Genomic DNA, 22,253 nt, shown 5'->3' on the forward strand with positions numbered 1-22,253 from the left:
TCAAACCTAATTTACATCTATTTGTTTGCTCATGCTTTATCGTACCCAAATCGTGACAGAATCAAACCCTGCCATTCATTGGTGAGGGAACCTTGAGGTGAGCGTTACAATTAAACAACAGGCACTCCCATTGCTGCTCCCTATAGTTCAGGATACTCACTGATGTATTAAAGAGTGAAGCTTCATACTCCTCAGCTTTCATCATATCCCTGATCAGTGTACCGATAAATGCCCCATGGCTGATGACCATTACTTTTTTTCCTTCATGATTTTCAGTCAGCTCCTGAAGAAACTGGTATCCTCTCTTCAGGACCTCTTCCTTCTTTTCAATTCCATGTTCAAGATCGTTCCATTGCTCTCCCCATCGCTTGATCCGCCCGGCTTCATCCGTTCCTTCCAGGCGCCCGAAATTCATTTCGCGTATCCGCGAATCCGTAGCCAAAGGCACATGAAGGACTTCTGCAATGATCCGCCCTGTCTCATGGGCACGGGAGAGTGAACTAGTCACAATGAGATCCCATTGTTCTCCCTCAAACCGCCCGGCCAAAGCACCCGCTTGAGCCCGGCCATCCGCATTGAGCGGAATATCTATGATTCCCTGAATTCTTCCCGCGGCATTCCAATCGGTCTGGCCATGTCTTACAAATGCTACTGTCGTCAATTTGCCCACTCATTTCTTCAGATTTGGACCCATTGTATCATTGATGGGGCTGTAATAACAAAAAGCCGGCAGAGACCGCCGGCGCTTTGCTTATGATTTCACCAGAACATTCTTGAATTCTTCGGTTAACAGGGGAACGACTTCAAACAAATCCCCAACAATGCCATAATCGGCAACAGAGAAGATGCTCGCTTCCGGATCCTTGTTAATTGCGACGATCACCTTAGAATTGGACATGCCGGCCAGATGCTGAATCGCCCCTGAAATTCCGCAAGCGATATACAGATCCGGTGTTACCACCTTGCCTGTCTGACCAATCTGCAGGGAGTAATCGCAATAGTCTGCATCACACGCTCCGCGGGAAGCACCTACCGCTGCCCCCAGTACATCTGCCAATTCCTGCAACGGCTTAAAGCCATCCTGGGATTTTACACCGCGCCCTCCTGCCACGATAATTTTCGCTTCGGAAAGGTCAACGCCTGTGGAAGCTTTTCTGACCACATCTTTAACAACCGTGCGTAAATCCTTTACATCAACCGCTAAAGCAGCAACATCTCCCGAGCGGCTTTCATCGAATTCAAGCGGCGTGATATTGTTCGGTCGGATGGTGACGAATACAAGTCCGTCTGTGATCACTTTTTTCTCGAACGCTTTTCCAGAGTAGATCGGACGAGTAAATACCACATTTTCTCCGGCTTGCTCAAGCGACGTCACATCGGAAATCAATCCGGATTTCAGGCGGGCTGCAAGTCTTGGAGAAAGGTCTTTCCCCAGCGCTGTGTGCCCAAGTACCAATCCATCGGGTTTTTCCTGGTCAATCACTTGCAAAAGCGCTTGAACGTATCCATCTGTTGAATAGTTGGATAACAAGCTGTGTTCAGCAAGTACCACGCGGTCGGCTCCATAGTGGATCAATGCTTTACCTGCTTCATTTAATCCTTCACCGCATAGGACAGCGATGACTTCTCCGCCTGAAGAAATTTCCTTTGCTGCAGCTACAGCCTCAAAGGATACATTTCTTAATTCTCCGTCACGAACTTCTCCGAGTACCAGAACCTTTTTAGACATGTTGTATTCCTCCTTATATCACTTTTGCTTCTGAGCGTAGTAATGAAACAAGTTCTTTAACCTGGTCGTTGACTTCACCGCTTAAGATTTTTCCTGCTTCTTTCTTAGGCGGCATGAATACTTCCACCGTCTTTGTTTTGGCTTCTACATCTTCCTCATCGATGTCCAGATCATCGATTTCCAGCGTTTCAAGCGGCTTTTTCTTGGCCTTCATAATTCCCGGCAAAGAAGGATAGCGAGGTTCATTCAATCCCTGCTGAGCGGTTACCAATAGTGGAAGGGACGTTTCGATCTTTTCCACATCGCCTTCCACGTCACGTTCAATGGAGACATCCGTGCCGTTTACTTCAATCTTTGTAATCGTGGTGACCTGCGGAATTCCAAGAAGTTCAGCCAAACGCGGGCCGACTTGACCTGAACCATTATCAATCGCCACGTTTCCACCAAGAATTAAATCATATTCCTTATCTTTGAAAAACTCAGCCAGCACGGCAGACGTGGTGAACTGATCTGTGCTGTCAAGTTCCTCAGTATCGATCAAAACGGCTTTATCGGCACCCATGGCAAGTGCTGTGCGCAATTCTTTTTCGGATTCTTCTGTTCCGACCGTTACAACCGTAACTTCACCGCCATGTGCATCACGGAGTGTAATCGCTTCTTCAATTGCGTACTCATCGTACGGATTGATGATGTACTCGGCACTGTCATGGGAAATTTCCCCGTTGGAAATGCTGATTTTCTCTTCGGTATCGAACGTGCGTTTTAAAATCACATATAAATTCATGCAAAACCCTCCAATGGAAAATTAGTTTTTAAAGTTTGGCTTTCGTTTTTCGATAAATGCCTGAATCCCCTCTTGGCCATCTTCGGAGACAAACACTTTTCCGAAATACTGAGATTCCTTTTTGGCTCCTTCTGCGTATTGTCCTTTTGAAGCATACTGCAAAAGTTCGAGGGTATAACGGATGGAGAGAGAACTCTTGGCCGCTGCCTTTCCTGCCAGACTGTAAGCCTTTTCAAAAAGGTCTTCATCTCGATACGCTGCTGTCGCCAATCCACACGCCACCGCTTCCTCTCCGGTTATCGGTTCCGAGGTGACGAGCATTTCAGCCGCTTTCGCCGCTCCTACATATTTCGGGAGCCTTTGTGTTCCTGCAAAACCGGGAATCAACCCAAGCTGCAACTCTGGCAAACCAAGCTTTGCTTCTTTTGAAACCAGACGGATATGGCATGCCATTGCAAGCTCCAGGCCACCACCAAGTGCGGCACCGTGTATGGCAGCTATAATCAGTTTCGGGTAATTCTCCATCCGGTCAAAAAGCTGCTGGCCAAACGCTCCAAGTTCCGCAAAATCGGCTTCATTCTGAATCGTTGTAAATTCTTTGATATCCGCCCCTGCAGAAAAAAATCTGCCCTCTCCTTTAAGCACGATCACTTTTGCTTCACCATCATGCTCAAGTTCATCAAACACCTTGGACAATTCGCGGATCAGCTGGGTCGACAAGGCGTTCGCCGGGGGCCGGTTGAGCTGTATGGTGGCAATGCGATTCTCTTTATGAACCTGTAAGAACTCCACTCTCTCACACTCCTTATTTATCTGGTTGATGCAGGGGCGTTAGCTCCCTGCATTATTGCTTAATCCATTAACAAGCATTCGGTGTACTGGAAGAGCCAGGGAAGGCAGATCGTAACGGTGGTCGTTCATCACCCAGTTCGTCGCCGTTTCATCTATCGTCCCAAAAATCATCTGCCGTGCGAGCCGTGTATCCATTGTTCTGTCAAACACGTTTTCCTCCATCCCCTCTTTCAGGATGAGATCAATCAGTGACAGATACCGCTTTAAAACCTCACCAATTTTGGCACGAAGCGCCCGGTTGGTCTGGCGAAGCTCGAGTTGGGTGACAATGGACAGTTGATGATCCTCATTCAACAGATTGAAATGCATCTCGATCAGTGTTAACAGCTTTTCAATGGCCGACGATTTTCCTTTCAGCTCATTCCCCGTATTTTCGATAAAGGTTCCCATTTTTTCGTTAAAAACAGAAACGAGCAGATCTTCTTTATTTTTAAAATAAAGGTAGATCGTCCCATCTGCTACAGATGCCTGTTTTGCAATCTTGGATACTTGGGACTGATGATATCCATGAACTGCAATGACATTCACCGCGGCATCAATAATTTGGTCATACTTTGGGCCTTTACGTTTCACGATAATCTCCTCACTTCAAAACGAGCTGCTGTAAACTGAATGATTGTTCATTCATAATTTAATTGTAAAACAAGTCGTTTTTTTCTGTCAATTCTATTATTCAATTCTTTTGCTAAAAAAACAAGGACCTTTTTAAAAAGGCCCTTAAATCTCTTGTGCTTCCGGTGATTGTGTCTGCCGTTCTTTTGCTTTTTCTTCCTCCAGCAGAACACGCCGCAATATTTTTCCGACCATGGTTTTCGGAAGCTCGGCACGGAATTCATAAATCCTTGGCACTTTAAATGCCGCCATATGTTCGCGGCAAAATTGATTTAACTGCTCTTCTGTACAAGTCATGTTTTCTTTTAACACCACAAATGCTTTTACGGTTTCCCCCCGGTAAGGGTCAGGTACCCCGACCACTACTGCTTCTTTTACCGCTTCGTGCTCGTAAAGCACCTCTTCAACTTCCCGCGGGTAAATATTGTAGCCGCCGGCAATAATGAGATCTTTTTTCCGGTCTACGATATAGAAATATCCATCCTCATCCATATAGCCCATATCCCCGGTCATCAGCCATCCGTCTTTCAGGACCGCCCCTGTTTCCTCGGGCTGGTTCCAGTACCCCTTCATTACTTGGGGACCGCGCACCATCAACTCGCCCACCTCGCCGACATGTGCCGGCTCATCCCGTTCCGTGGAATAGATGGCGGCTTCCGTATCAGGCCATGGAACACCAATACTGCCTTTTACCTTTTTGCCGTAAATAAAATTGCAATGGGTTACCGGAGAAGCCTCCGTCAGTCCGTAGCCCTCGACAATATTTCCCGATATCACATCCTGAAATTTTTGCTGGACCTCCAATGGAAGAGGAGCGGAGCCGCTGATGCATGCCTTGATAGAGGAAAGATCATACTTCCCTAAATCAGGATGGTTCAGCAAGGCAATGTACATGGTCGGTGCTCCGGGAAACAAAGTTGGACGCTGTTTATGAATCGTCTGGAGCACCTGCTTGGCATCAAAACGGGGCAGAATAATCAGCTTTGCCCGAGTCATGATCGCCTGGTTCATGACCACCGTCATGCCATACACATGGAAAAACGGAAGTGCCGCCAGCACGACTTCTTCCCCGACCCGATGTTTATAAATCCAGATGCTGCATTGCTTAGCGTTCACGGCGAGGTTGGAATGCGTTAGCATCACACCCTTTGAGGGCCCTGTCGTTCCGCCTGTATACTGCAGGAGCGCAATATCTTCCTTTGGATCAATTTCCAGGGGAATTCTTGACGTACTGCTGTTGTTCAGCATTTCTTTAAATGCATGAACACTGCCACCATACTGGACATCAACCAAAATATACGGCTTTTGCTTTTTCTGGATAAACGGATAAACCACGTTTTTCGGGAACGGCAAATAGTCCTTAATGCCTGTGACAACCACATGCCTTAGTGAAGTTTCCTCTTTGACCGCCGCTACTCTTGAAAACAACTGGTCCAGACAAACGATCGCCACAGCCCCGCTGTCTTCCAGCTGATGGCTTAGTTCTCTTTCTGTATAAAGAGGATTGGTTTGGACCACAATTCCACCGGCAAGGAGAATTCCGTAGTAGGCAATGACTGCCTGCGGGCAATTGGGCAGCATGATTGCCACCCGGTCCCCCTTCTCTATTCCCAGGGAAACCAATCCGTTGGCGAAGCGGAGCGCACTGTCATGCAGCTCCTGATACGATAATTCTTTTCCTAAAAAATGAAGAGCAGTTTTTTCTGGGTTTATATTAGCTGCTTCTTCCAGGTACGTGAATAAAGGCTTTTCTTTGTAGTCAACCTCACTGGGGATTTCGGGTGGATAATGGTTTAGCCATCTTCTTTCCACTTTTATCTCCTCCTTAATTCACGCCTTTCTTTAAAATACTCTCTCATACAATATTATAGTGAAAACGCATTCAATTTAACATATATTTTTAAAATTTAAAAACTTTTTACTGGATTTGGCACTTTTTTTCGCGGATTGACTGTGTTTCTAGACCGCATACTAACAGTAAAGCGCAAAGGAGGAGAAAAAAATGACCCATTCCAAAGCACGAAGAGAAGGGGAACAAAGAGCGGGAAAAGAAACCCAGCACCCCCATGGCAAAATTAAATCACAGCATGAACTCTCAAGCGAAATTGGCATGAAAAACAACAACGAGCTCACCACCCAGCCAGCCGACTATGACGAGATTGAGTATTAGTTGGAAAAGCTGAAGCAGGCGTTCAGAGCCGAAAGACGTTGGAACTCTCGCACAGCAACACGACTTTTGTGTTGAGGTGAGAGAGTGAAACGGCCGAGGCTTTGCCTTCTGAAGCTGGATCAAGAAAAGCTGAAGCAGGCGTTCAGAGCCGAAAGACGTTGGAACTCTCGCACAGCAACACGACTTTTGTGTTGAGGTGAGAGAGTGAAACGGCCGAGGCTTTGCCTTCTGAAGCTGGATCAAGAAAAGCTGAAGGGACCGTTTTGGTCCGACAAGCGCTGAAGTTCACAGCCAGCAACACGCTTTTGTGTTGAGGGATGCGAGCGAATACCTCCGCCATGACGGACCCAAAAAACCTCTATTTACTCAAAAACCGGCCAAAATCAGGCCGGTTTCTTCTGCTATAAAAACAACAAAGAAAGCTGCAGCGCATCACAGTGCGCTGCAACCTTTTAAATATTTACGTAAAAAAAAGCAAATAAACGATGCCGAACAGAATAAAAAGGCCGCTTACTACAAATAAAACTTTCCATAATGTGTCCATCGATGCTTCACTCTCTCCTAGTGGATCCCTGAACCGATAACAAAGGACAATCCGATGGAAATGATCATAGAGATCAGCCCCACTGCCCGGTTATCGTTTTCAATCTCTTCGTCTATATTAAATTTCGGGGTTAGAAATTCAAAGATAAAATACCCTACCAACAGCAGCACAAAGCCGAACAGCCCCCACCCCATCATCTGCGGCAAGGAGTCGTTCTGGGCAATGGAGTATCTGAAGATGTTGGCAATACCAAAAATCTTCCCACCAGTCGCCATGGCAACAGCCACGTTTCCGTTTTTTATTTCCACCCAGTTCTGATACCGGGTAACCAGCTCAAATATTGCAAGGAATATGACGAGAAAAAGGACGACTACACTGTAGTATGCTGCCGTTTGGATAAACGGACTCTGGGATACATCCATCTCTAACCTCCGATTATTTTAGTAAAGCGACTGTAATTCCGCTTCCGCCTTCATTGGCTGCCCCCATCCGGGTCGATTTCACATTGGGATGGGACTTAAGAAGCTGCTGAACACCGGAACGAAGTGCACCCGTTCCTTTTCCGTGAATGATGGAAACTTGAGGATATCCTGCGAGCATCGCCTCATCCAGGTATTTATCCACTTCGATCATGGCATCCTCGTAACGCTTGCCCCTAAGATCGAGCTCCGGACGAACCGAGTCATCACTGCCCTTTACTTTGACAAAGGAACGCGGCTCGGGCTTTTTCTCTTTCGTTTGCTTGATCGGTTCAAGATCACCCACAGCCACATTCATTTTTAAAATACCAATTTGAACCTGATACTCTTTGTCGCTGACTTTGTTAATGATGTGCCCTTTTTGGCCAAAGCTCAGCACCTTGACTTCGTCACCCGGCTTGAAAGAAACGGTCTTAGGCTTGGCAGCACCTGTGGATTTCTTCTTTTTGGAGCGAAGGCTCGGTGTGGCGTTTTCCAGGCGTTTGCGCGCATCGATCAAACGGTGTTCCTTAACATTTCCTGCCGCCTCTTTCTGATATTCGCGAAGTTCTTTAATAACAGTTTCTGCAGTTTGTTTAGCATTGGCGACCGCTTCTTCCGCTTTTCGCTCTGCTTCTTCAAGCAAACGGTCTCGGTCCTGTTCGAGGTGGCGCAGTTCGGCTTCCAGATCCGCTTTAAGCTGTTCCGCTTCCTTCCGGATGGCAATCGCTTTTTCACGTTCTTCCTGGGCACGTTTCTGGTTGTCCTCAAGAGAACGAATCATGTTGTCAATCTTGTTATCTTCATCACTGATTTGCGATTTTGCTTCGTCGATAATTGATGGCTTCAGACCAAGTCGCCTTGAGATTTCGAACGCGTTGCTTCTGCCGGGTACGCCGATCAAAAGCTTATAGGTCGGCCGCAGTGTCTCCACGTTAAACTCGACACTTGCGTTGATCACCCCGTCACGGTTATACGCATACGCCTTTAGTTCGCTATAGTGAGTTGTTGCGATGACTTTCGCCCCGCGGGCATACACATAATCCAGGATGGAGATGGCCAGGGCTGCTCCTTCCTGCGGATCGGTGCCAGCGCCCAGTTCATCAAATAAAACCAGGCTTTTGAAGTTCACTTGTTTTAAAATGTCGACGATGTTGACCATATGTGAGGAGAACGTACTCAATGACTGTTCAATCGACTGTTCATCCCCGATATCAGCATAAATGGCTTCAAAAACGGTCATTTCGGATTCTTCTTCGGCTGGAATCTGAAGGCCGGACTGGGCCATCAATGACAACAGGCCGATGGTTTTGAGCGTAACGGTTTTACCGCCCGTGTTCGGTCCGGTAATAATCAGCGATTGAAACGCACCGCCAAGCTCCACATCAATGGGAACAACAGTATCCTGGTCGAGCAGTGGATGCCGTCCCTTATGAAGGGAAATGTATTCTCTGTCGTTCATGATCGGTTTTGTTGCTTTTAATACCCGGCTGTACTGTGCTTTCGTGAAAATAAAATCAATGTCCGCCAAAATGGCTACATTATGCGCAAGAAGTTCGGCTGATTCCCCAACAAGCACAGACAGCTCTCTCAGGATCTTTTCGATTTCCCTGGCTTCTTTGGCTTTCGCTTCTTTCAGCTGGTTGTTGATCGTAACCACGGCCTGCGGCTCGATAAACAGCGTTGCTCCAGATGCAGACTGGTCATGAACCATACCGCCAAAATTGCCTCTGTATTCCTGTTTGACTGGGAGCACAAAACGTTCGTTCCGGATGGTGATGATTGCATCAGACAGCATTTTTTGGTAGCTGGAGGAGCGCACCATGCTCTCGAGCTTCTCCCGGACCCTGGATTCAAATGTGCGAAGCTGACCGCGAATCGTGCGAAGAGCTGGGCTTGCGCTGTCCATCACATGGCCGTTATCATCAATACAGGCTTTGATTTCCCGCTCAAGATCGGTAAGGGGTTCAATATCCGCCACCAGGCTATCAAGAATTGGCAGTTCTATTCCGTCTTCCACCATTCCTTCGGTAAACCGCTTGAAGCGTCTTCCGCCATAAATGGTGGTGGAGATATCCAAAAGCTCATCCGTATTCAGCACACCGCCAATCTGGGTACGCTTCAGGCTTGCCCGGATGTCCCGGATTCCCCCGAGTGGGGCCTGCCCTTTCAGACGAAGGACTTTTACGCCTTCATCCGTGCCGTCCTGCCAGTGCTTGATTTCCTCAAAATCAATGGATGGCTGCAGCTGTTCCGCCTTTTGTCGTCCCAGGCTTGAGCTGGCATGCTTTTTTAGCTGTTCAATAATTTTGGTGTATTCTAATACTCTCTGAACACGTTCTTGCAAAATGATTCCTCCTCCTTAGGAGCGTTCGCTATTCCTTATTGTCGTTTCGTTTTAAAAAGGAAGTCAGTTCTTCCAGTGTCATCGTGTTCAATACATTTTCAGGGCGTATATACCCTTTTCTTGCGACAGCTGTACCCACTTCCATAAAATCGAGTGTATCTTTATAATGGGCATCCGTGTTAATGGTAATTTTCACGCCTTTTTCCTGTGCCAGCTTCAGCCATTGCGGAGCTAGATCCAAACGGCTGGGATGGGCATTCAGTTCAAGAGCAGTATTTGTTTCTGCGGCAAGTTCAATCAGCAATTCCACATCCACGTCATAGCCTGGACGGCGTCCGATAATCCGGCCGGTCGGATGGGCAATAATATCCACATGATGGCTGGTTAGCGCTGTTTTCAACCGTTTCATGATCGTTTCCCTGTTTTGGGAAAATGAAGAGTGGATCGATGCAATCACAAGGTCCATCTCAGCCAGCATTTCATCATCATAATCGAGTGAGCCATCCGGAAGAATATCCATTTCTACACCAGCCAGAATTTTAAAATCGGTGTATTTTTCGTTCAAACGGTCAATTTCATGCCGCTGTTTGCGGAGGCGTTCCGGCGTCAGCCCATTGGCGACGACCAGGTACTTTGAATGGTCCGTAATGGCCATGTGTGTATATCCCTTGGCCCTCACCGCCTCAGCCATTTCTTCAATGGTGTTGGCGCCGTCGCTCCAGGTGGAGTGCATATGGAGATCGCTATTTATGTCACTTTCTTGAATGAGCCTTTGCGGTTCACGAAAAAGTTCCAGTTCATTTTCGCCTTCACGGACTTCCGGCGGGATGTATTGAAGGCCAAAGTGAGCATAAAAGTCTTCTTCAGAATCAAACGTCAACATTTCGCCGGTCTCTGAATTCTCTACGCCGTATTCACTAATCTTTTCATTTCGTTCCTTGGCCAGCTGTCTCATCTGCACATTATGCCCCATGGAGCCGGTGAAATGATGCAGCGCTGTGGCAAACTGCTCTTCGGCGACCAAACGGAAATCAACAGAAACCGGGTAATCATATTGGAGCACGACTGATACCTTCGTATCTCCTTTGGCGATGATTTCGGAAACGTCTTCAAGCTCTATAAGCTTTTCCTTAATAAAAGAAGGTTCGGACACGGCAAGAATAAAGTCTAAATCTTTAATGGTTTCACGGCAGCGTCGCAGGCTTCCAGCCCTGGAAAACCGCTCGACGCCATCGATTTGTGAAAGTTGCTTTTCTATTTTTTCGGCCACGGACAGCATGTAAGCAATGGGCAAACGGTCCGGACGCTTTCCAAGCTCTTCAATGGCCGCAAGAATTTTCTCCTCTGTTTTTGTTCCAAATCCGGCAAGGCCTCTCACTTTTTCCTGTTCACAGGCCTCTTTTAAACTATCAATATCGGTAACACCGAGTTCCTGATAAAGCTTTGATATTTTTTTGCCGCCAAGACCCGGAATTTTGAGCATGGTTAACAGGCCGGAAGGAAGCGTTGCCTGCAATTCTTCAAGTAAAGATGACCTTCCTGTTTCCATAAGTTCCGTGATTACGGAAGCGGTTCCTTTTCCAATCCCTTTTAATTTAGAAGGATCCTCAATCTGCTCCATGTTCCGGTCGTCTGTCTCCAGAGCCTGGGCTGCTTTTCTGTACGCTGAGGTTTTAAATGAGTTTTCCCCTTTGATTTCCATATAAACGGCTATTACTTCCAGCACATTAACAACTTCTTTTTTGTTCATCGGGAATTCCCTCCTTCAATTTGATCGACTCGTACGGTAAAAAAACTTCTCTGCTTGAGAGAAGTTTTATGCCATGTTTTTGCTCCACAAATCTTTTATCGTATCCGAGAAGACCGGGGTGTTTTTTACCATGCTCTGTCCGATGAAGGAATCCTGAAATGCGGTATGAATGGAACCCGATGGTACAAGGGAAGCCACATAAAGCAACAGAAATAAAATCAGGTAGACTTCAACAAATCCGAGAACGCCTCCAAGCCAGCGGTTCACGGTACGGAGCAGCGGCAATTCTGCAATGAAGCTGAGCATGTTGCCGACAATCTGAAGCAATATTTTGGTTGCAAAGAAAAGGAGCGCAAAGGCAATCGCCCGGTAATAAACGTCCTCGAGTGATATGCTGTTCAGGATGGATGACATTGGACTGTCATTTCCAACCGATGGATATGGAATCCAAAGTTTCAGATGCGGTGCCAGATCATCAAAGTACAGATACGCCACCACATATGCAGCAATAAAACCGACGAGGTGGACAACCTGCATGACAAGCCCGCGCTTCAGGCCGATAAAGAACCCTGCAATCAAAAGAACAATCAATATTAAATCTAACATTTATCTATCCTCTTTCCTAATCTGCTGTTGCAATTTTTCCAGCTCTTCTTTAGTCTTTAAGTATTCGTTCATGATGTTAACTGCAGTAAGGACGGCAAGCTGTTTCGTATCGAGCACAGCGTTATATTGCTGGATGTCCCTCATTTTTTCGTCAACCATTGCAGCGACTGAACGAATGTGGCTGGAAGTCTCAGTACCCATTACTGTATATTTTTGACCAAAGATCTCAACGATGGTCCGTTCTCTCATGTTTTCTTCCGCCACAAAATTACCTCCATTCATAGCTCACTTTCTTATAAAAGGATGAAACTCTATTCATTATCTTAACAGAAAGCGAACACTTATGAAAATATTTGTTGTATCATCTGTTAACATTAAAGCAAAATTTTGTAAAACAAATTTAGTGAAAAGGAAAATAAAAATGGCGAACACCGTATTGCAAGCAACTACACAGGAAATCCAGAAGATGAAAGAAGCCTACAAAGCATTCATTCCGGCCGCCTCACCGCCTGGCAGCATTTTTACCGCAAAGCCGCCGGGATGCACCATAACTGCCTATAAATCTGGAAAAGTATTATTTCAAGGAAAGAATGCGGAAGCGGAAGCCCTAAAATGGAACATCAAACCTGCTCCCTCAGCAAGCAAACCAAAGAAGGACAAACCAGCCCATGCCTACGCTCCTCCCGAAAATGTTGGCTCTTTATCCCTCATTGGCAGTGATGAAGTCGGAACCGGAGATTTTTTCGGCCCGATCACCGTGGTTGCATCGTATGTGCCGGAATCCAAGCTGGAACTCCTCAGAGAGCTCGGGGTCAAAGATTCAAAGTTTTTGAATGATCTCCAGATCGTTTCCATTGCCAAAGATCTCTTGCATACCATTCCCTATAGCCTGCTGGTGCTCGACAACCGAAAATATAACGAGTTGCAGGCCAAGGGAATGAGCCAGGGAAAAATGAAGGCTCTTTTGCATAATAAAGCGCTTCTTCATATGCTGGAAAAAACGAAGAATGAAAAAGTGGACGGTATCCTGGTGGATCAATTCTGTGAACCGGGCGTCTACTTCAACTACCTGTCACGGCAATCCACGGTGGTAAAAGATCAAGTGTACTTTGCCACCAAAGGCGAATCCCTGCATCTTTCAGTGGCAGCGTCCTCCATTCTCGCACGCTATGCTTTTATAAACGAAATGGATAAAATCAGTGCCAAAACAGGAATCGAAATTCCAAAGGGCGCGGGCAGCAAAGTGGATGTCAAGGCCGCCGAATTGATTCGCAAACATGGCCCGGATTTCTTGAACGATATCGCCAAGATTCATTTTGCCAACACGAAAAAGGCGATGAATCTGGCACACGGAAAGCGCAACTAGTCTCATTATACGAAAAAACCCGCTGTCTGGTTTCAGACAGCGGGTTTTTTGCAGCATTATTTACGCAATGAGGCACCAAATCGCTCTTCCAGGCTGCGCAGGATATTTTCATGAGCTTTCGTTACTTCTTCATCTGTTAACGTTCGTTCAGGATCGTAGTATTTAAGCGAGAACGCCAACGATTTCTTTCCTTCTTCCATCCGTTCTCCTTCATACAAATCAAACAGGCTGCTTTCCTTCAGCAACTCTCCTCCAGCTTCATGGATGACCGTGTTCAAATCGCCTGCCGGCAGATTTTGATCAACCACTACGGCAATATCCCGAGTGATGGAAGGGAATCGAGGAAGAGTTTGATACACGGTCGGTTCGACACTTGCCCCAAGGAGCTGGTCAAGATCCAATTCAAACACATAGCTTTCATTCAAATCCCATTCCTTCTGGGTTCCCGGATGAATCTGCCCGATGAATCCGACGACAATGCTGTCGAGTTTCACTACAGCTGTACGGCCGGGATGCATGCCTGGAAGGCTCTCAATCTCAAATGAAATTCTGCTGTGCAAGCCAAGCTCTTCAAACAGCCCTTCAAGAATTCCCTTCACAACAAAGAAATCAATTTTCTTCTTCTCACCCTGCCAAGGATGAATACTCCATAACCCGGTCAAAGCCCCGGAAAGATACGTTTTCTCTTCCGGCAAAACGGACAGGGATTGCTCATGGGCAAAAAATACCGAACTGATTTCAAAGATTCCCACATCATCAATCGAACGGTGATGATTATGCTTTAACACTTCGAGAAGCTGAGGAATCAGCGTGCTTCTGAGCGTACTGCGCTCTTCACTCATCGGGTGAGAAACCTTGATGCTGTGCACGTTTTCCTGTTCCTCTGAAAACGTAAAGGCATTGGATTTTTCAGTCGTTGTGAGCGCATAGGTGACAGCCTGATACAAACCGGTTCCTTCCATATAGCGCATCACTTTCCGTCGTGCGGCCTGATATGGTGTAAGCCCGCCAGGACGCCCTTCGCTTAACAGGTAGGTGGTTGGAATTCGGTCATATCCATAAATTCGTCCGACTTCTTCCACAAGATCGGCATCAATCGTGATATCCGGTCTTCTCGTTGGAACGGTAACAACATAGTTTTCACCTTGAACGTCAAATTCAAAGCGAAGACGCTTTAAAATATCGCTGATCTGTTCACCTTCGATCTCGGTTCCGAGCAAGGTGTTAATCCGCGTTTGCGTCACTTCAGCTTTTCCTTCAGAAACCAAACGCTCTCCGGCTTCAACGATTCCTTGTGCCACTTCACCGCCTGCGTATTGGGCCATGAGAGAAGCTGCACGGTATGCCGCATCATATACACGATTTCGGTCGATTCCTTTTTCATAGCGAGAGCTGGCTTCACTTCTCAGCCCAAGATCCTTGGAAGCCGCTCTTACACGGATGCCTTCAAAATAGGCAGCTTCAAGCAATACGGTTGTTGTGTCATCCTGCACCTCGGATGTGGCACCACCCATTACACCGGCAACAGCCACAGGCTCTTTACCATTGGTGATCACCAGGTGATTGGTGCCCAGCTTTCTCTTGGCATTATCAAGAGTAACCATCTCCTCACCGTCTTTTGCACGGCGGACAAGAATCTCCTTGGATCCAAGCCGGTCATAGTCAAATGCATGAAGCGGCTGGCCGTACTCCAGCAACACGTAGTTTGTAATATCCACCACGTTATTGATGGGACGAATTCCTGCTGCAATCAGGCGGTTTTGCATCCATAACGGCGAGGGAGCGATTGTGATATTCTTGATGATCATGGCACCGTAATACGGATTGTCTTCTTTTGCATCGACCGCAACGGATACATAGTCAGATGCTTTCTCTCCCGACGCTTCCACCTGCACTTCAGGAAGGCGTAGTTCTTCATTTAAGATAGCAGCTACTTCATAAGCGACTCCAAGCATATTCAGGCAGTCTGCACGGTTAGGCGTTAATCCAAGTTCCAGAACATAATCATCAAGATTCAGGTACGCCAATGCATCGCTTCCGATTTCCGCGTCGGATGGCATAACAAAGATCCCGCTGGAATATTCCTTTGGCACAAGTTTACCTTCAACGCCCAATTCAGTGAGAGAGCAGATCATTCCATTGGAGGCTTCTCCGCGCAGCTTCGCTTTTTTTATTTTGAAGTTCCCCGGAAGTACTGCTCCCACTTTTGCGACCGGAACTTTCTGGCCGGCCGCCACGTTCGGTGCCCCGCATACGATTTGAACCGGTTCTTCTTCACCGAGGTCAACTTTACATACACGCAATTTGTCCGCGTTTGGATGCTGTACGCATTCCAGCACGAGGCCAACCACCACACCGGTAATCCCTTTATTGAGGGATTCAACGATTTCTACTTCAATTCCGCTTTTTGTTATTTTATCAGCAAGTTCAGCTGCTGAAAGATCAAGGTTTACATAGTCTTTTAGCCAATTATAAGAAACTAACACAACATTCCCCTCCTTATGCCTTTTTAAATTGTTTTAAGAAACGAAGATCATTTGTGTAAAAATGACGGATATCATCAATCCCATATTTCAGCATGGCAATACGCTCAGGACCCATGCCGAATGCAAATCCGGTATATTTTTTCGAATCAAAGCCTGCCATTTCAAGTACGTTCGGATGAACCATGCCTGCTCCAAGAATTTCAATCCAGCCTGTATGCTTACAGATGGAGCAGCCTTTTCCTCCGCATTTAAAACAGGAGATGTCCATTTCCACAGACGGTTCTGTAAACGGGAAGAAACTTGGACGTAAACGGATTTTGCGTTCTTCTCCGAACATTTTTTTCGCAAAGGTCTCCAAGACGCCCTTCAAGTCACTCAAGCGGACATTTTCATCAACAACCAGACCCTCGATCTGCATGAACTGATGGGAGTGTGTCGCATCATCATCGTCCCTGCGGTACACTTTACCGGGCGATATGATCTTAACCGGGCCTCTCCCGTGATGCTTTTCCATTGTTCTCGCCTGAACCGGTGAGGTTTGAGTTCGAAGCAGAATGTCCTCCGTGATAAAGAATGAGTCCTGCATGTCGCGTGCCGGATGGTCTTTCGGAAGGTTTAACGCTTCGAAATTATAATAATCCGTTTCCACCTCAGGTCCTTCAGCCACAGTAAAGCCCATCGTTAAGAAAAGGTCTTCAATTTCTTCAATAACTGCAGTTAACGGATGAGCGTTTCCTTTTCGGACCGGGCGTCCCGGAAGCGTGACATCAATGGATTCTTTTTTCAGCTTTTCTTCAATTACCGCTTGTTCCAGTTCGCTGATTTTTAATTCCAGCGCAGATGTGATAGCGTCTCGGACCTCGTTGGCATAAGCCCCTACGACCGGGCGCTCTTCGGGTGAAAGCTTGCCCATTCCTTTCAATACTTCAGTAATCGGGCCCTTCTTACCCAAATAGGATACTTTAATATCCTGCAATGCTTTTAAATCACTTGCCTGCTCAATTTTCAGCAGTGCTTCTTCTTTTAGTGCTTGTAATCGGTCCTGCATTTTTTCGGCCTCCTTTTGAAAATAAAAAAACCCCGTCCGAAAAGGGACGAGGATTCGCGGTACCACCCAAATTAATCAAGAGAAAAAGGCAAAGCGCCTCTTGTTCTTGTTCACTTCATTTCCATAACGGACTGGATCCGGTTCACCCTACTGACAATTCGTTCAGGCGACTGCTCAGGAGCGAATTCGATAAATTCAACCGTAGAAACACTTTCAGTCAAGGTGCTTCCTCCCTTTACCGGCGAGCTTTTATGTACTACTCTCCATCATTGCATTTGGTTCATGCAGTTGTCTTCTTATTATAGTGGAACATTGATGGCTGTGCAATTGAAATTACGTTTTCCATTCAATTATTGCCGGTTTCTCATGAGTTCATACAGCATGATTCCTGCGGCCACAGCCACGTTTAACGATTCAGCATTCCCAAACATGGGGATGTACACCAATTCGTCTGCCCCCTCTATGCTTTCAAAACGGACACCGCTGCCTTCGTTCCCGACCACAAGAGCGAACGATCCGGATGACTGTACCTCCTGAAGCGGTTTTGCCCCTTTCAGTGCAGACACAAACACTGGGACACCTACCGTTTTGCAATCCGCGATCCATTCGTCCAGACTTCCTTTTACCACCGGCACATGAAACAGTGACCCTTGAGTGGACCGGAGCACTTTGCTGTTATATACATCAACGGTGCCTTCTCCCAGAATAATACCATCTATACCCTGTGCGTCTGCAGTCCTGATGATGGTTCCAAGGTTGCCCGGGTCCTGTACTCCGTCGATCAAAAGATACTTCCCATCTGGTCTCGCTTTTAGAGGCTGTTCTTTCATCCGGCAAACCGCCAACACCCCTTGGGGATGCTCGGTGTCACTAAGCATTTTCATGATTTTCTTCGGCACCACCCATGGGTCCAGAGCAGATACATCCCAATTTTCGGGAAGGATATAGGATTCCTCCACAATCAAATGGGCAATGGGAACGTGATGACGAAGTGCTTCTTCAATCAAATGAGGGCCGTCTATGATAAATTGGCCCGATTTGTCCCGCTCCTTTTTCGTATAGAGCTTTTTCCATTGTTTAACCGATGCATTTTGTTCGGATTCAATCCGTTTCATTCCTCAACCATCCTTTATCACGTTCAACTTTTTTTATTATATCTTCAAAATGATACATAATCCATGAGCTCTTAATAAAAACTAGGAAATAGCAAAAACTTAAATGAACTAAATTGATCCTGAGGTGATAAATATGGATATCGATATCCGTAAGGCAGTTCTTGCAAATGTTTCCGGCAACAATAAAGACCAGCTCGAAAGCACGATTGTGGATGCCATCCAGAGCGGTGAAGAAAAAATGCTGCCAGGGCTTGGCGTATTATTCGAGGTCATCTGGAAAGAATCAGACACCCAGAAAAAAGAAGAATTGCTGTCCACGCTATCAAGCGGCTTAAAATAAACAACATCCCGGGAAATCTCCCGGGATGTTGTTTTTAATAGCCTTCATCCTGCCGTTGATGGTTAATTTGGTTTTTATCCTTGTACCCTTCAATAACCGTTTCTTCCGAAAAACCAAGCAGATCTCCCAGCCCGACGAATTCGGAAAAAAGCGACCGGAACAACGAGATATCTTTTTTCTTCTGAAGCTCTCCAATGTGTTGATAGAGTGACAAAAACTGATCGGTGAGATTATCCCTTTGTAGGGATTCAGCATCATCCATATCCTTTATGCCAAGATCAAGGCCGACCGAAAGAAGAAAATGAAGCCCGTCAACATACTCCTCGAGAATTACTTCAAAGGAGGAAGGAGGCTTTAAGCTCCAGTACTTAAAACAACGCGTTTCGTTTGCCAGCTCTCCCAGTTCAACAAGCAGAGCCAGCAGCCGTTTTTCATAAAGATCCTCATTATGTAACTGATGCTCGTCCACAATTCGCGCATTCAGTGTTTCCTGCATTTCAAATAGTTCTTTAAAACTCACTTGATCCCCTCCTATCGACCCATTATAGCAATCGTTCCTGCAAAATCACAAGGAAGCAAAATACCCGGCAGCCATGCTACCGGGACCCAAGCCTCTCCATTATGCGCTTTTGGCGTTGGATTTTTCTTTTTCGAAAAACTCTTCCCATTTTATGACCCATTCTTTTTTTCGGAGAAGATGGAATAAAACGAGCATGACAGCGGCAATTCCAATGCCCCATACAACAGAAATTTTAAAAATGTAATGCCCAAAGGTGGAATACATAAAAGCCAGAGGAACATTGGACACCGCACTTGCTTTTGTATACTCTTTAAAGCTCTTTGTTAATTCCAGAATCAACAAAGACAGCAGTTGAAAGTGAATGAAAGGGACGAGTTTCAAAATGGCGATCTGTCCAATCGAAAACGGCATGCGTTTCCCCACAATTTTGCGCTTGATCTTCAGGAACCGATTCAGCGTATTCGGCATTTTTTTCAGAAGGCCATAAAACAGCACACTGGACAAGGTAATGCCGATGATCGAATACAGTGTTCCGTAAACGGAACCAAAAAGAACACCTCCGGCCATACAAATCAACCCCACGGGAAGAAAAAGAAACTGTCTCATCAGATGAAGAAGAATAAAAAAGAGCGGAGCAAAAATACCGGCAAACTTCAAAATATCCAGAATCTCTGTGAGCTCATGCTGCATGATCCAACCCTCCTTATCGCCATCATATGACATAAGACGAGCTGTTATTCTTCGGAATTACAGAGACTATGAATATTTCCATTTGGTTTATGACAGGTTAACAATAGAAAAGATGGATTTCTTTAACAATGAGCCAATGAATGAGGAGTGGTTGAACAATGGATACGGTTGTACTTGCCCGGGCTTTTTTCGGAACCTCCCTGGCCTTTCACATTATATTTGCAACACTTGGTGTGGGGATTCCTTTGATGATTGTCATCGCTGAAATTCTTCACCAGGTAAAAAACGACAATGATTATGCCATTATGGCCAAACGCTGGACAAAGGCTTTCGCTGTATTGCTTGGTGTCGCCATTCCGTCCGGAACCATTGTAGGCGTTCAGCTGTCCTTACTGTGGCCCGGTTTCATGGAAATTGTGGGAAAGGTCATCTCCCTTCCCTTTCAGATCGAACTGTTTGCCTTTTTTATTGAAGCACTGTTCATGTCGATTTACGTTTATGCGGCGGACCGCTTGCCCAAGTTCTTTCGCATCATTTCTGTCATTCTCGTTGCGTTTGGTGCCGTAGCTTCAGCCATTTTAATCACGGCGGTCAACACGTGGATGAATACACCCGATGGATTTAAAATCACAAAGGATGGCACCATTTTTGATGTGAATCCCTGGGATGCGTTTTTTAACCCCAGCTTTCTTTCTTCTGCCTTTCACGTATCGGTAACAGCCTATATGACAGGCGCATTTGCCGTCGCGTCGGTCGGTGCCTATAAGCTCTTGAGAGGAAAGTTATCAAAAAATGAATCGGTGTACCATAAAAAGGGGTTTTTGCTGGCAATGATCGTGGGGCTGGTGTTTTCACTGGTTTCCAGCTTTTCCGGGCACCACTCGGCACAAATTTTACACGAGCACTCTCCCGAAAAACTGGCTGCGGCAGAAGGGTTATTTGAAACCCAGCGGTATGCCCCTCTTGCGATCGGCGGATTTACAGATCCAAAAACAGAGGAAGTCAAATATGGAATTGAAATCCCCTGGATGCTGAGCTGGCTGGCAGCGGGAAAATTTGATACGAAAGTAAAAGGATTATATGAATTTCCGAGGGAAACCTGGCCGCCTTTTTATGTACATACTCTGTTCAATATCATGGTGGGGATTGGTTTTCTATTACTCGGTTTGGCTGCTGTTGCCTTGTTTTTCTGGTGGTATTACGGCAAAAGAAAGAAAAGGCCTTTCCCGAAATGGCTATTGTTTCTATTAATTTTTTCAGGTCCATTGTCCATGCTTGGCATTGAATTTGGGTGGATCTTCAGCTGCAGCGGGAGGCAGCCATGGACCATTTACAGAGTTCAGACGACGGCTGAAGCCGCGACTCAATCCCAAAACCTGGCCCCGCTTTTTTTATTGTTCATTGGGCTTTATGTGCTGCTCGGTGCACTGACCATATTGATTCTTACAAGTTATTTCAAACGGAATCCTGTTTCCAAGGAATTCGAAAAATACTCCGGCTATTAAACCGAAGAAAGAGGGATCACTATGAACGAAGAAGTCATTGCCATCCTCGTATTATGGACCTTTATATTCATCTACAGCATCTTCGGGTCCATCGATTTTGGATCAGGTTTTTGGGCCATGGTTTATCATGAGCACCGGACATCCGCGGGGAAAATCGCCAACCGGTTTCTTTCTCCTACATGGGAAATTACAAATGTGTTTCTCGTTTTGCTGGTCGTGGCCTTTGTCGGCTTTTTTCCAAAAGGAGCATTTACGCTGGGAACCGTGCTTCTTATTCCCGTCTCGCTGATCTTGTTTTTGCTGGCGATCCGCAGTGCATTCATGGTGTTCTCCTATTCGGTGCAAGGCTATCGAAAAACCATGTTCTTTATATCAGGAATCTGCGGTGTCTTAATCCCCGCACTGCTGATTACAGTTCTCCCCGTCAGCCAGGGTGGATTTATTTCGGGATTTAACGGCAGAGATGTTCTCCTGATCGGGAAGCTGTTTACCAGTCCATCCCTCTATATGTATATTTTATTCGGGTTAACCTCTGAATTGTTTCTCTCCTCCCTTTTCCTTGCTGACTATTCCAAAGTATCCAAGCAGGAAGGAGCGTACAGGCTCTACAGAGGAAATGCACTGCTGCTTGGACCGTTGACGCTTATTGCCGCCATGGTTACATTAATGGTCCTACAGCCGGAAGCCAACTGGCTGATTGACAATTTGTACGACCAGCGTATGTGGTTTATTCTATCTTTCCTTGCCTTTCTTGTTGGCTATGGATCCTTGTGGTTAAAAAACAGTGAAATGGATATTGCCGGAAAGCCGAGGCTGGCCCTCCTGGCCATCGTTGCACAGTATGGTTTTGCAAGCTATGGTTATGGAATGGCACACCTGCCCTATATTGTCTATCCCGGACTTACGATTTATGATGCCTTTACAGCTAAGGAAACCTTCTACTCTCTTATGATTATGTATGCTGTCGGTCTTGCCATCCTCACACCTGGCTTTTATGTGTTCTGGAGATTGTTCTTAAAAGACAAGCGCTACCTCCAGCAGGAGTAGCGCTCTCATCCGATCAAATATTTTGCCACAATAAATACGTCAACCAGCACGAGCAGAGGGACACCGATCTGGAAGCTCGTGTGTTTTGTTTTATGGCGAAACTGAATCATGCCTGCCCAGATGCCCGCCGCTCCACCGATGATGGCAAACAGCCACAGGCGCTTTTCAGGAGTGCGCCACTTTCTCGCTTTTGCCGCTTCTTTATCATGATGCATCAGCCAGAAAGCGAGCACATTGACCACTATCAAGTAAATATAAATCATGGAATAAATCCTTTCTGTTAC

Annotated in this window: 22 protein-coding genes and 1 other annotated feature; of the genes, 5 read left to right on the forward strand and 17 right to left on the reverse strand. The window is 46.2% G+C overall.

The genetic code is table 11. From position 1 onward, the window contains the following. Positions 1-61: 61 nt before the first annotated feature. From QNH15_RS17220 to QNH15_RS17245, 6 genes are all read right to left on the reverse strand, one after another. On the reverse strand, positions 62-661 hold the full coding sequence (locus QNH15_RS17220) for a histidine phosphatase family protein (RefSeq protein ID WP_283889462.1): 600 nt from the start codon (positions 659-661) through the stop codon (positions 62-64). Between the two features lie 90 nt (positions 662-751). Beyond that, entirely contained in the window at positions 752-1,729 is a 978-nt protein-coding gene (locus QNH15_RS17225) for an electron transfer flavoprotein subunit alpha/FixB family protein (RefSeq protein WP_283889463.1), read from the reverse strand. A 13-nt stretch (positions 1,730-1,742) separates the two neighbouring features. After that, positions 1,743-2,513 carry an electron transfer flavoprotein subunit beta/FixA family protein gene (locus QNH15_RS17230; protein WP_283889464.1) on the reverse strand — a complete coding sequence of 257 codons (771 nt, stop codon included), beginning with the start codon at positions 2,511-2,513 and terminating at the stop codon, positions 1,743-1,745. 21 nt (positions 2,514-2,534) lie between these two features. Continuing rightward, complete coding sequence (locus QNH15_RS17235; RefSeq protein WP_283889465.1) at positions 2,535-3,305, reverse strand: enoyl-CoA hydratase; 771 nt, start codon at positions 3,303-3,305, stop codon at positions 2,535-2,537. Between the two features lie 39 nt (positions 3,306-3,344). Next, positions 3,345-3,938, reverse strand: coding sequence for a fatty acid metabolism transcriptional regulator FadR (fadR, locus tag QNH15_RS17240; protein WP_283889466.1), 594 nt, complete (start codon positions 3,936-3,938; stop codon positions 3,345-3,347). A 144-nt stretch (positions 3,939-4,082) separates the two neighbouring features. Beyond that, entirely contained in the window at positions 4,083-5,789 is a 1,707-nt protein-coding gene (locus tag QNH15_RS17245) for a long-chain-fatty-acid--CoA ligase (protein ID WP_347343350.1), read from the reverse strand. A gap of 190 nt (positions 5,790-5,979) precedes the next feature. Between QNH15_RS17245 and QNH15_RS26130 the strand changes: the two genes are divergently transcribed. Then, positions 5,980-6,147, forward strand: a complete 168-nt coding sequence (locus QNH15_RS26130; protein WP_164988823.1) for a DUF6254 family protein — start codon at positions 5,980-5,982, stop codon at positions 6,145-6,147. 561 nt (positions 6,148-6,708) lie between these two features. Here the strand turns inward: QNH15_RS26130 and QNH15_RS17255 are convergent. The 5 genes from QNH15_RS17255 to zapA all read right to left on the reverse strand — a co-directional run bounded on the left by QNH15_RS17255 (position 6,709) and on the right by zapA (position 12,134). Next, complete coding sequence (locus tag QNH15_RS17255) at positions 6,709-7,113, reverse strand: DUF350 domain-containing protein (RefSeq protein WP_061972553.1); 405 nt, start codon at positions 7,111-7,113, stop codon at positions 6,709-6,711. 13 nt (positions 7,114-7,126) lie between these two features. Next, positions 7,127-9,496: an endonuclease MutS2 gene (locus tag QNH15_RS17260; protein ID WP_283889467.1), complete on the reverse strand. Its 2,370-nt coding sequence runs from the start codon at positions 9,494-9,496 to the stop codon at positions 7,127-7,129. Between the two features lie 28 nt (positions 9,497-9,524). Beyond that, positions 9,525-11,246, reverse strand: coding sequence for a DNA polymerase/3'-5' exonuclease PolX (gene polX / locus QNH15_RS17265; protein WP_283889468.1), 1,722 nt, complete (start codon positions 11,244-11,246; stop codon positions 9,525-9,527). Between the two features lie 66 nt (positions 11,247-11,312). After that, positions 11,313-11,852: a CvpA family protein gene (locus QNH15_RS17270; RefSeq protein ID WP_061972550.1), complete on the reverse strand. Its 540-nt coding sequence runs from the start codon at positions 11,850-11,852 to the stop codon at positions 11,313-11,315. Further along, positions 11,853-12,134, reverse strand: a complete 282-nt coding sequence (gene zapA / locus QNH15_RS17275; RefSeq protein WP_061972549.1) for a cell division protein ZapA — start codon at positions 12,132-12,134, stop codon at positions 11,853-11,855. It abuts the gene before it with no gap. A 139-nt stretch (positions 12,135-12,273) separates the two neighbouring features. Between zapA and rnhC the strand changes: the two genes are divergently transcribed. Next, on the forward strand, positions 12,274-13,218 hold the full coding sequence (gene rnhC, locus QNH15_RS17280) for a ribonuclease HIII (protein WP_283889469.1): 945 nt from the start codon (positions 12,274-12,276) through the stop codon (positions 13,216-13,218). Between the two features lie 56 nt (positions 13,219-13,274). Here rnhC and pheT read toward each other — a convergent pair whose 3' ends face one another. The 3 genes from pheT to QNH15_RS17295 all read right to left on the reverse strand — a co-directional run bounded on the left by pheT (position 13,275) and on the right by QNH15_RS17295 (position 17,867). Continuing rightward, on the reverse strand, positions 13,275-15,704 hold the full coding sequence (gene pheT / locus QNH15_RS17285) for a phenylalanine--tRNA ligase subunit beta (RefSeq protein WP_283889470.1): 2,430 nt from the start codon (positions 15,702-15,704) through the stop codon (positions 13,275-13,277). A 13-nt stretch (positions 15,705-15,717) separates the two neighbouring features. Further along, positions 15,718-16,752 (reverse strand): phenylalanine--tRNA ligase subunit alpha, encoded by a 1,035-nt coding sequence (pheS, locus tag QNH15_RS17290; RefSeq protein ID WP_283889471.1) that lies wholly within the window; start codon positions 16,750-16,752, stop codon positions 15,718-15,720. 39 nt (positions 16,753-16,791) lie between these two features. Then, positions 16,792-17,031 (reverse strand) — a binding site (T-box leader). Positions 17,032-17,102: 71 nt separating this feature from the next. Continuing rightward, positions 17,103-17,867, reverse strand: coding sequence for a TrmH family RNA methyltransferase (locus QNH15_RS17295; protein ID WP_283889472.1), 765 nt, complete (start codon positions 17,865-17,867; stop codon positions 17,103-17,105). Positions 17,868-18,000: 133 nt separating this feature from the next. Between QNH15_RS17295 and sspI the strand changes: the two genes are divergently transcribed. Continuing rightward, positions 18,001-18,207 (forward strand): small acid-soluble spore protein SspI, encoded by a 207-nt coding sequence (gene sspI, locus QNH15_RS17300; protein WP_283889473.1) that lies wholly within the window; start codon positions 18,001-18,003, stop codon positions 18,205-18,207. A gap of 34 nt (positions 18,208-18,241) precedes the next feature. On the opposite strand, the gene QNH15_RS17305 is transcribed toward sspI, so the two are convergent. Next, positions 18,242-18,727, reverse strand: coding sequence for a dUTP diphosphatase (locus QNH15_RS17305; RefSeq protein WP_061972543.1), 486 nt, complete (start codon positions 18,725-18,727; stop codon positions 18,242-18,244). Positions 18,728-18,826: 99 nt separating this feature from the next. After that, entirely contained in the window at positions 18,827-19,417 is a 591-nt protein-coding gene (locus QNH15_RS17310) for a TVP38/TMEM64 family protein (RefSeq protein ID WP_283889474.1), read from the reverse strand. Positions 19,418-19,575: 158 nt separating this feature from the next. Between QNH15_RS17310 and QNH15_RS17315 the strand changes: the two genes are divergently transcribed. Next, a complete protein-coding gene (locus tag QNH15_RS17315) occupies positions 19,576-20,922 on the forward strand; it encodes a cytochrome ubiquinol oxidase subunit I (protein WP_283889475.1) in 1,347 nt (448 codons plus the stop codon). 21 nt (positions 20,923-20,943) lie between these two features. Continuing rightward, complete coding sequence (locus QNH15_RS17320) at positions 20,944-21,969, forward strand: cytochrome d ubiquinol oxidase subunit II (protein WP_283889476.1); 1,026 nt, start codon at positions 20,944-20,946, stop codon at positions 21,967-21,969. A gap of 5 nt (positions 21,970-21,974) precedes the next feature. On the opposite strand, the gene QNH15_RS17325 is transcribed toward QNH15_RS17320, so the two are convergent. Beyond that, positions 21,975-22,232, reverse strand: a complete 258-nt coding sequence (locus QNH15_RS17325) for a DUF1294 domain-containing protein (RefSeq protein ID WP_129474659.1) — start codon at positions 22,230-22,232, stop codon at positions 21,975-21,977. Between the last annotated feature and the right edge of the window lie 21 nt (positions 22,233-22,253).

Source organism: Fictibacillus enclensis, assembly GCF_030123385.1.
Taxonomy (GTDB): domain Bacteria; phylum Bacillota; class Bacilli; order Bacillales; family Fictibacillaceae; genus Fictibacillus_C; species Fictibacillus_C enclensis.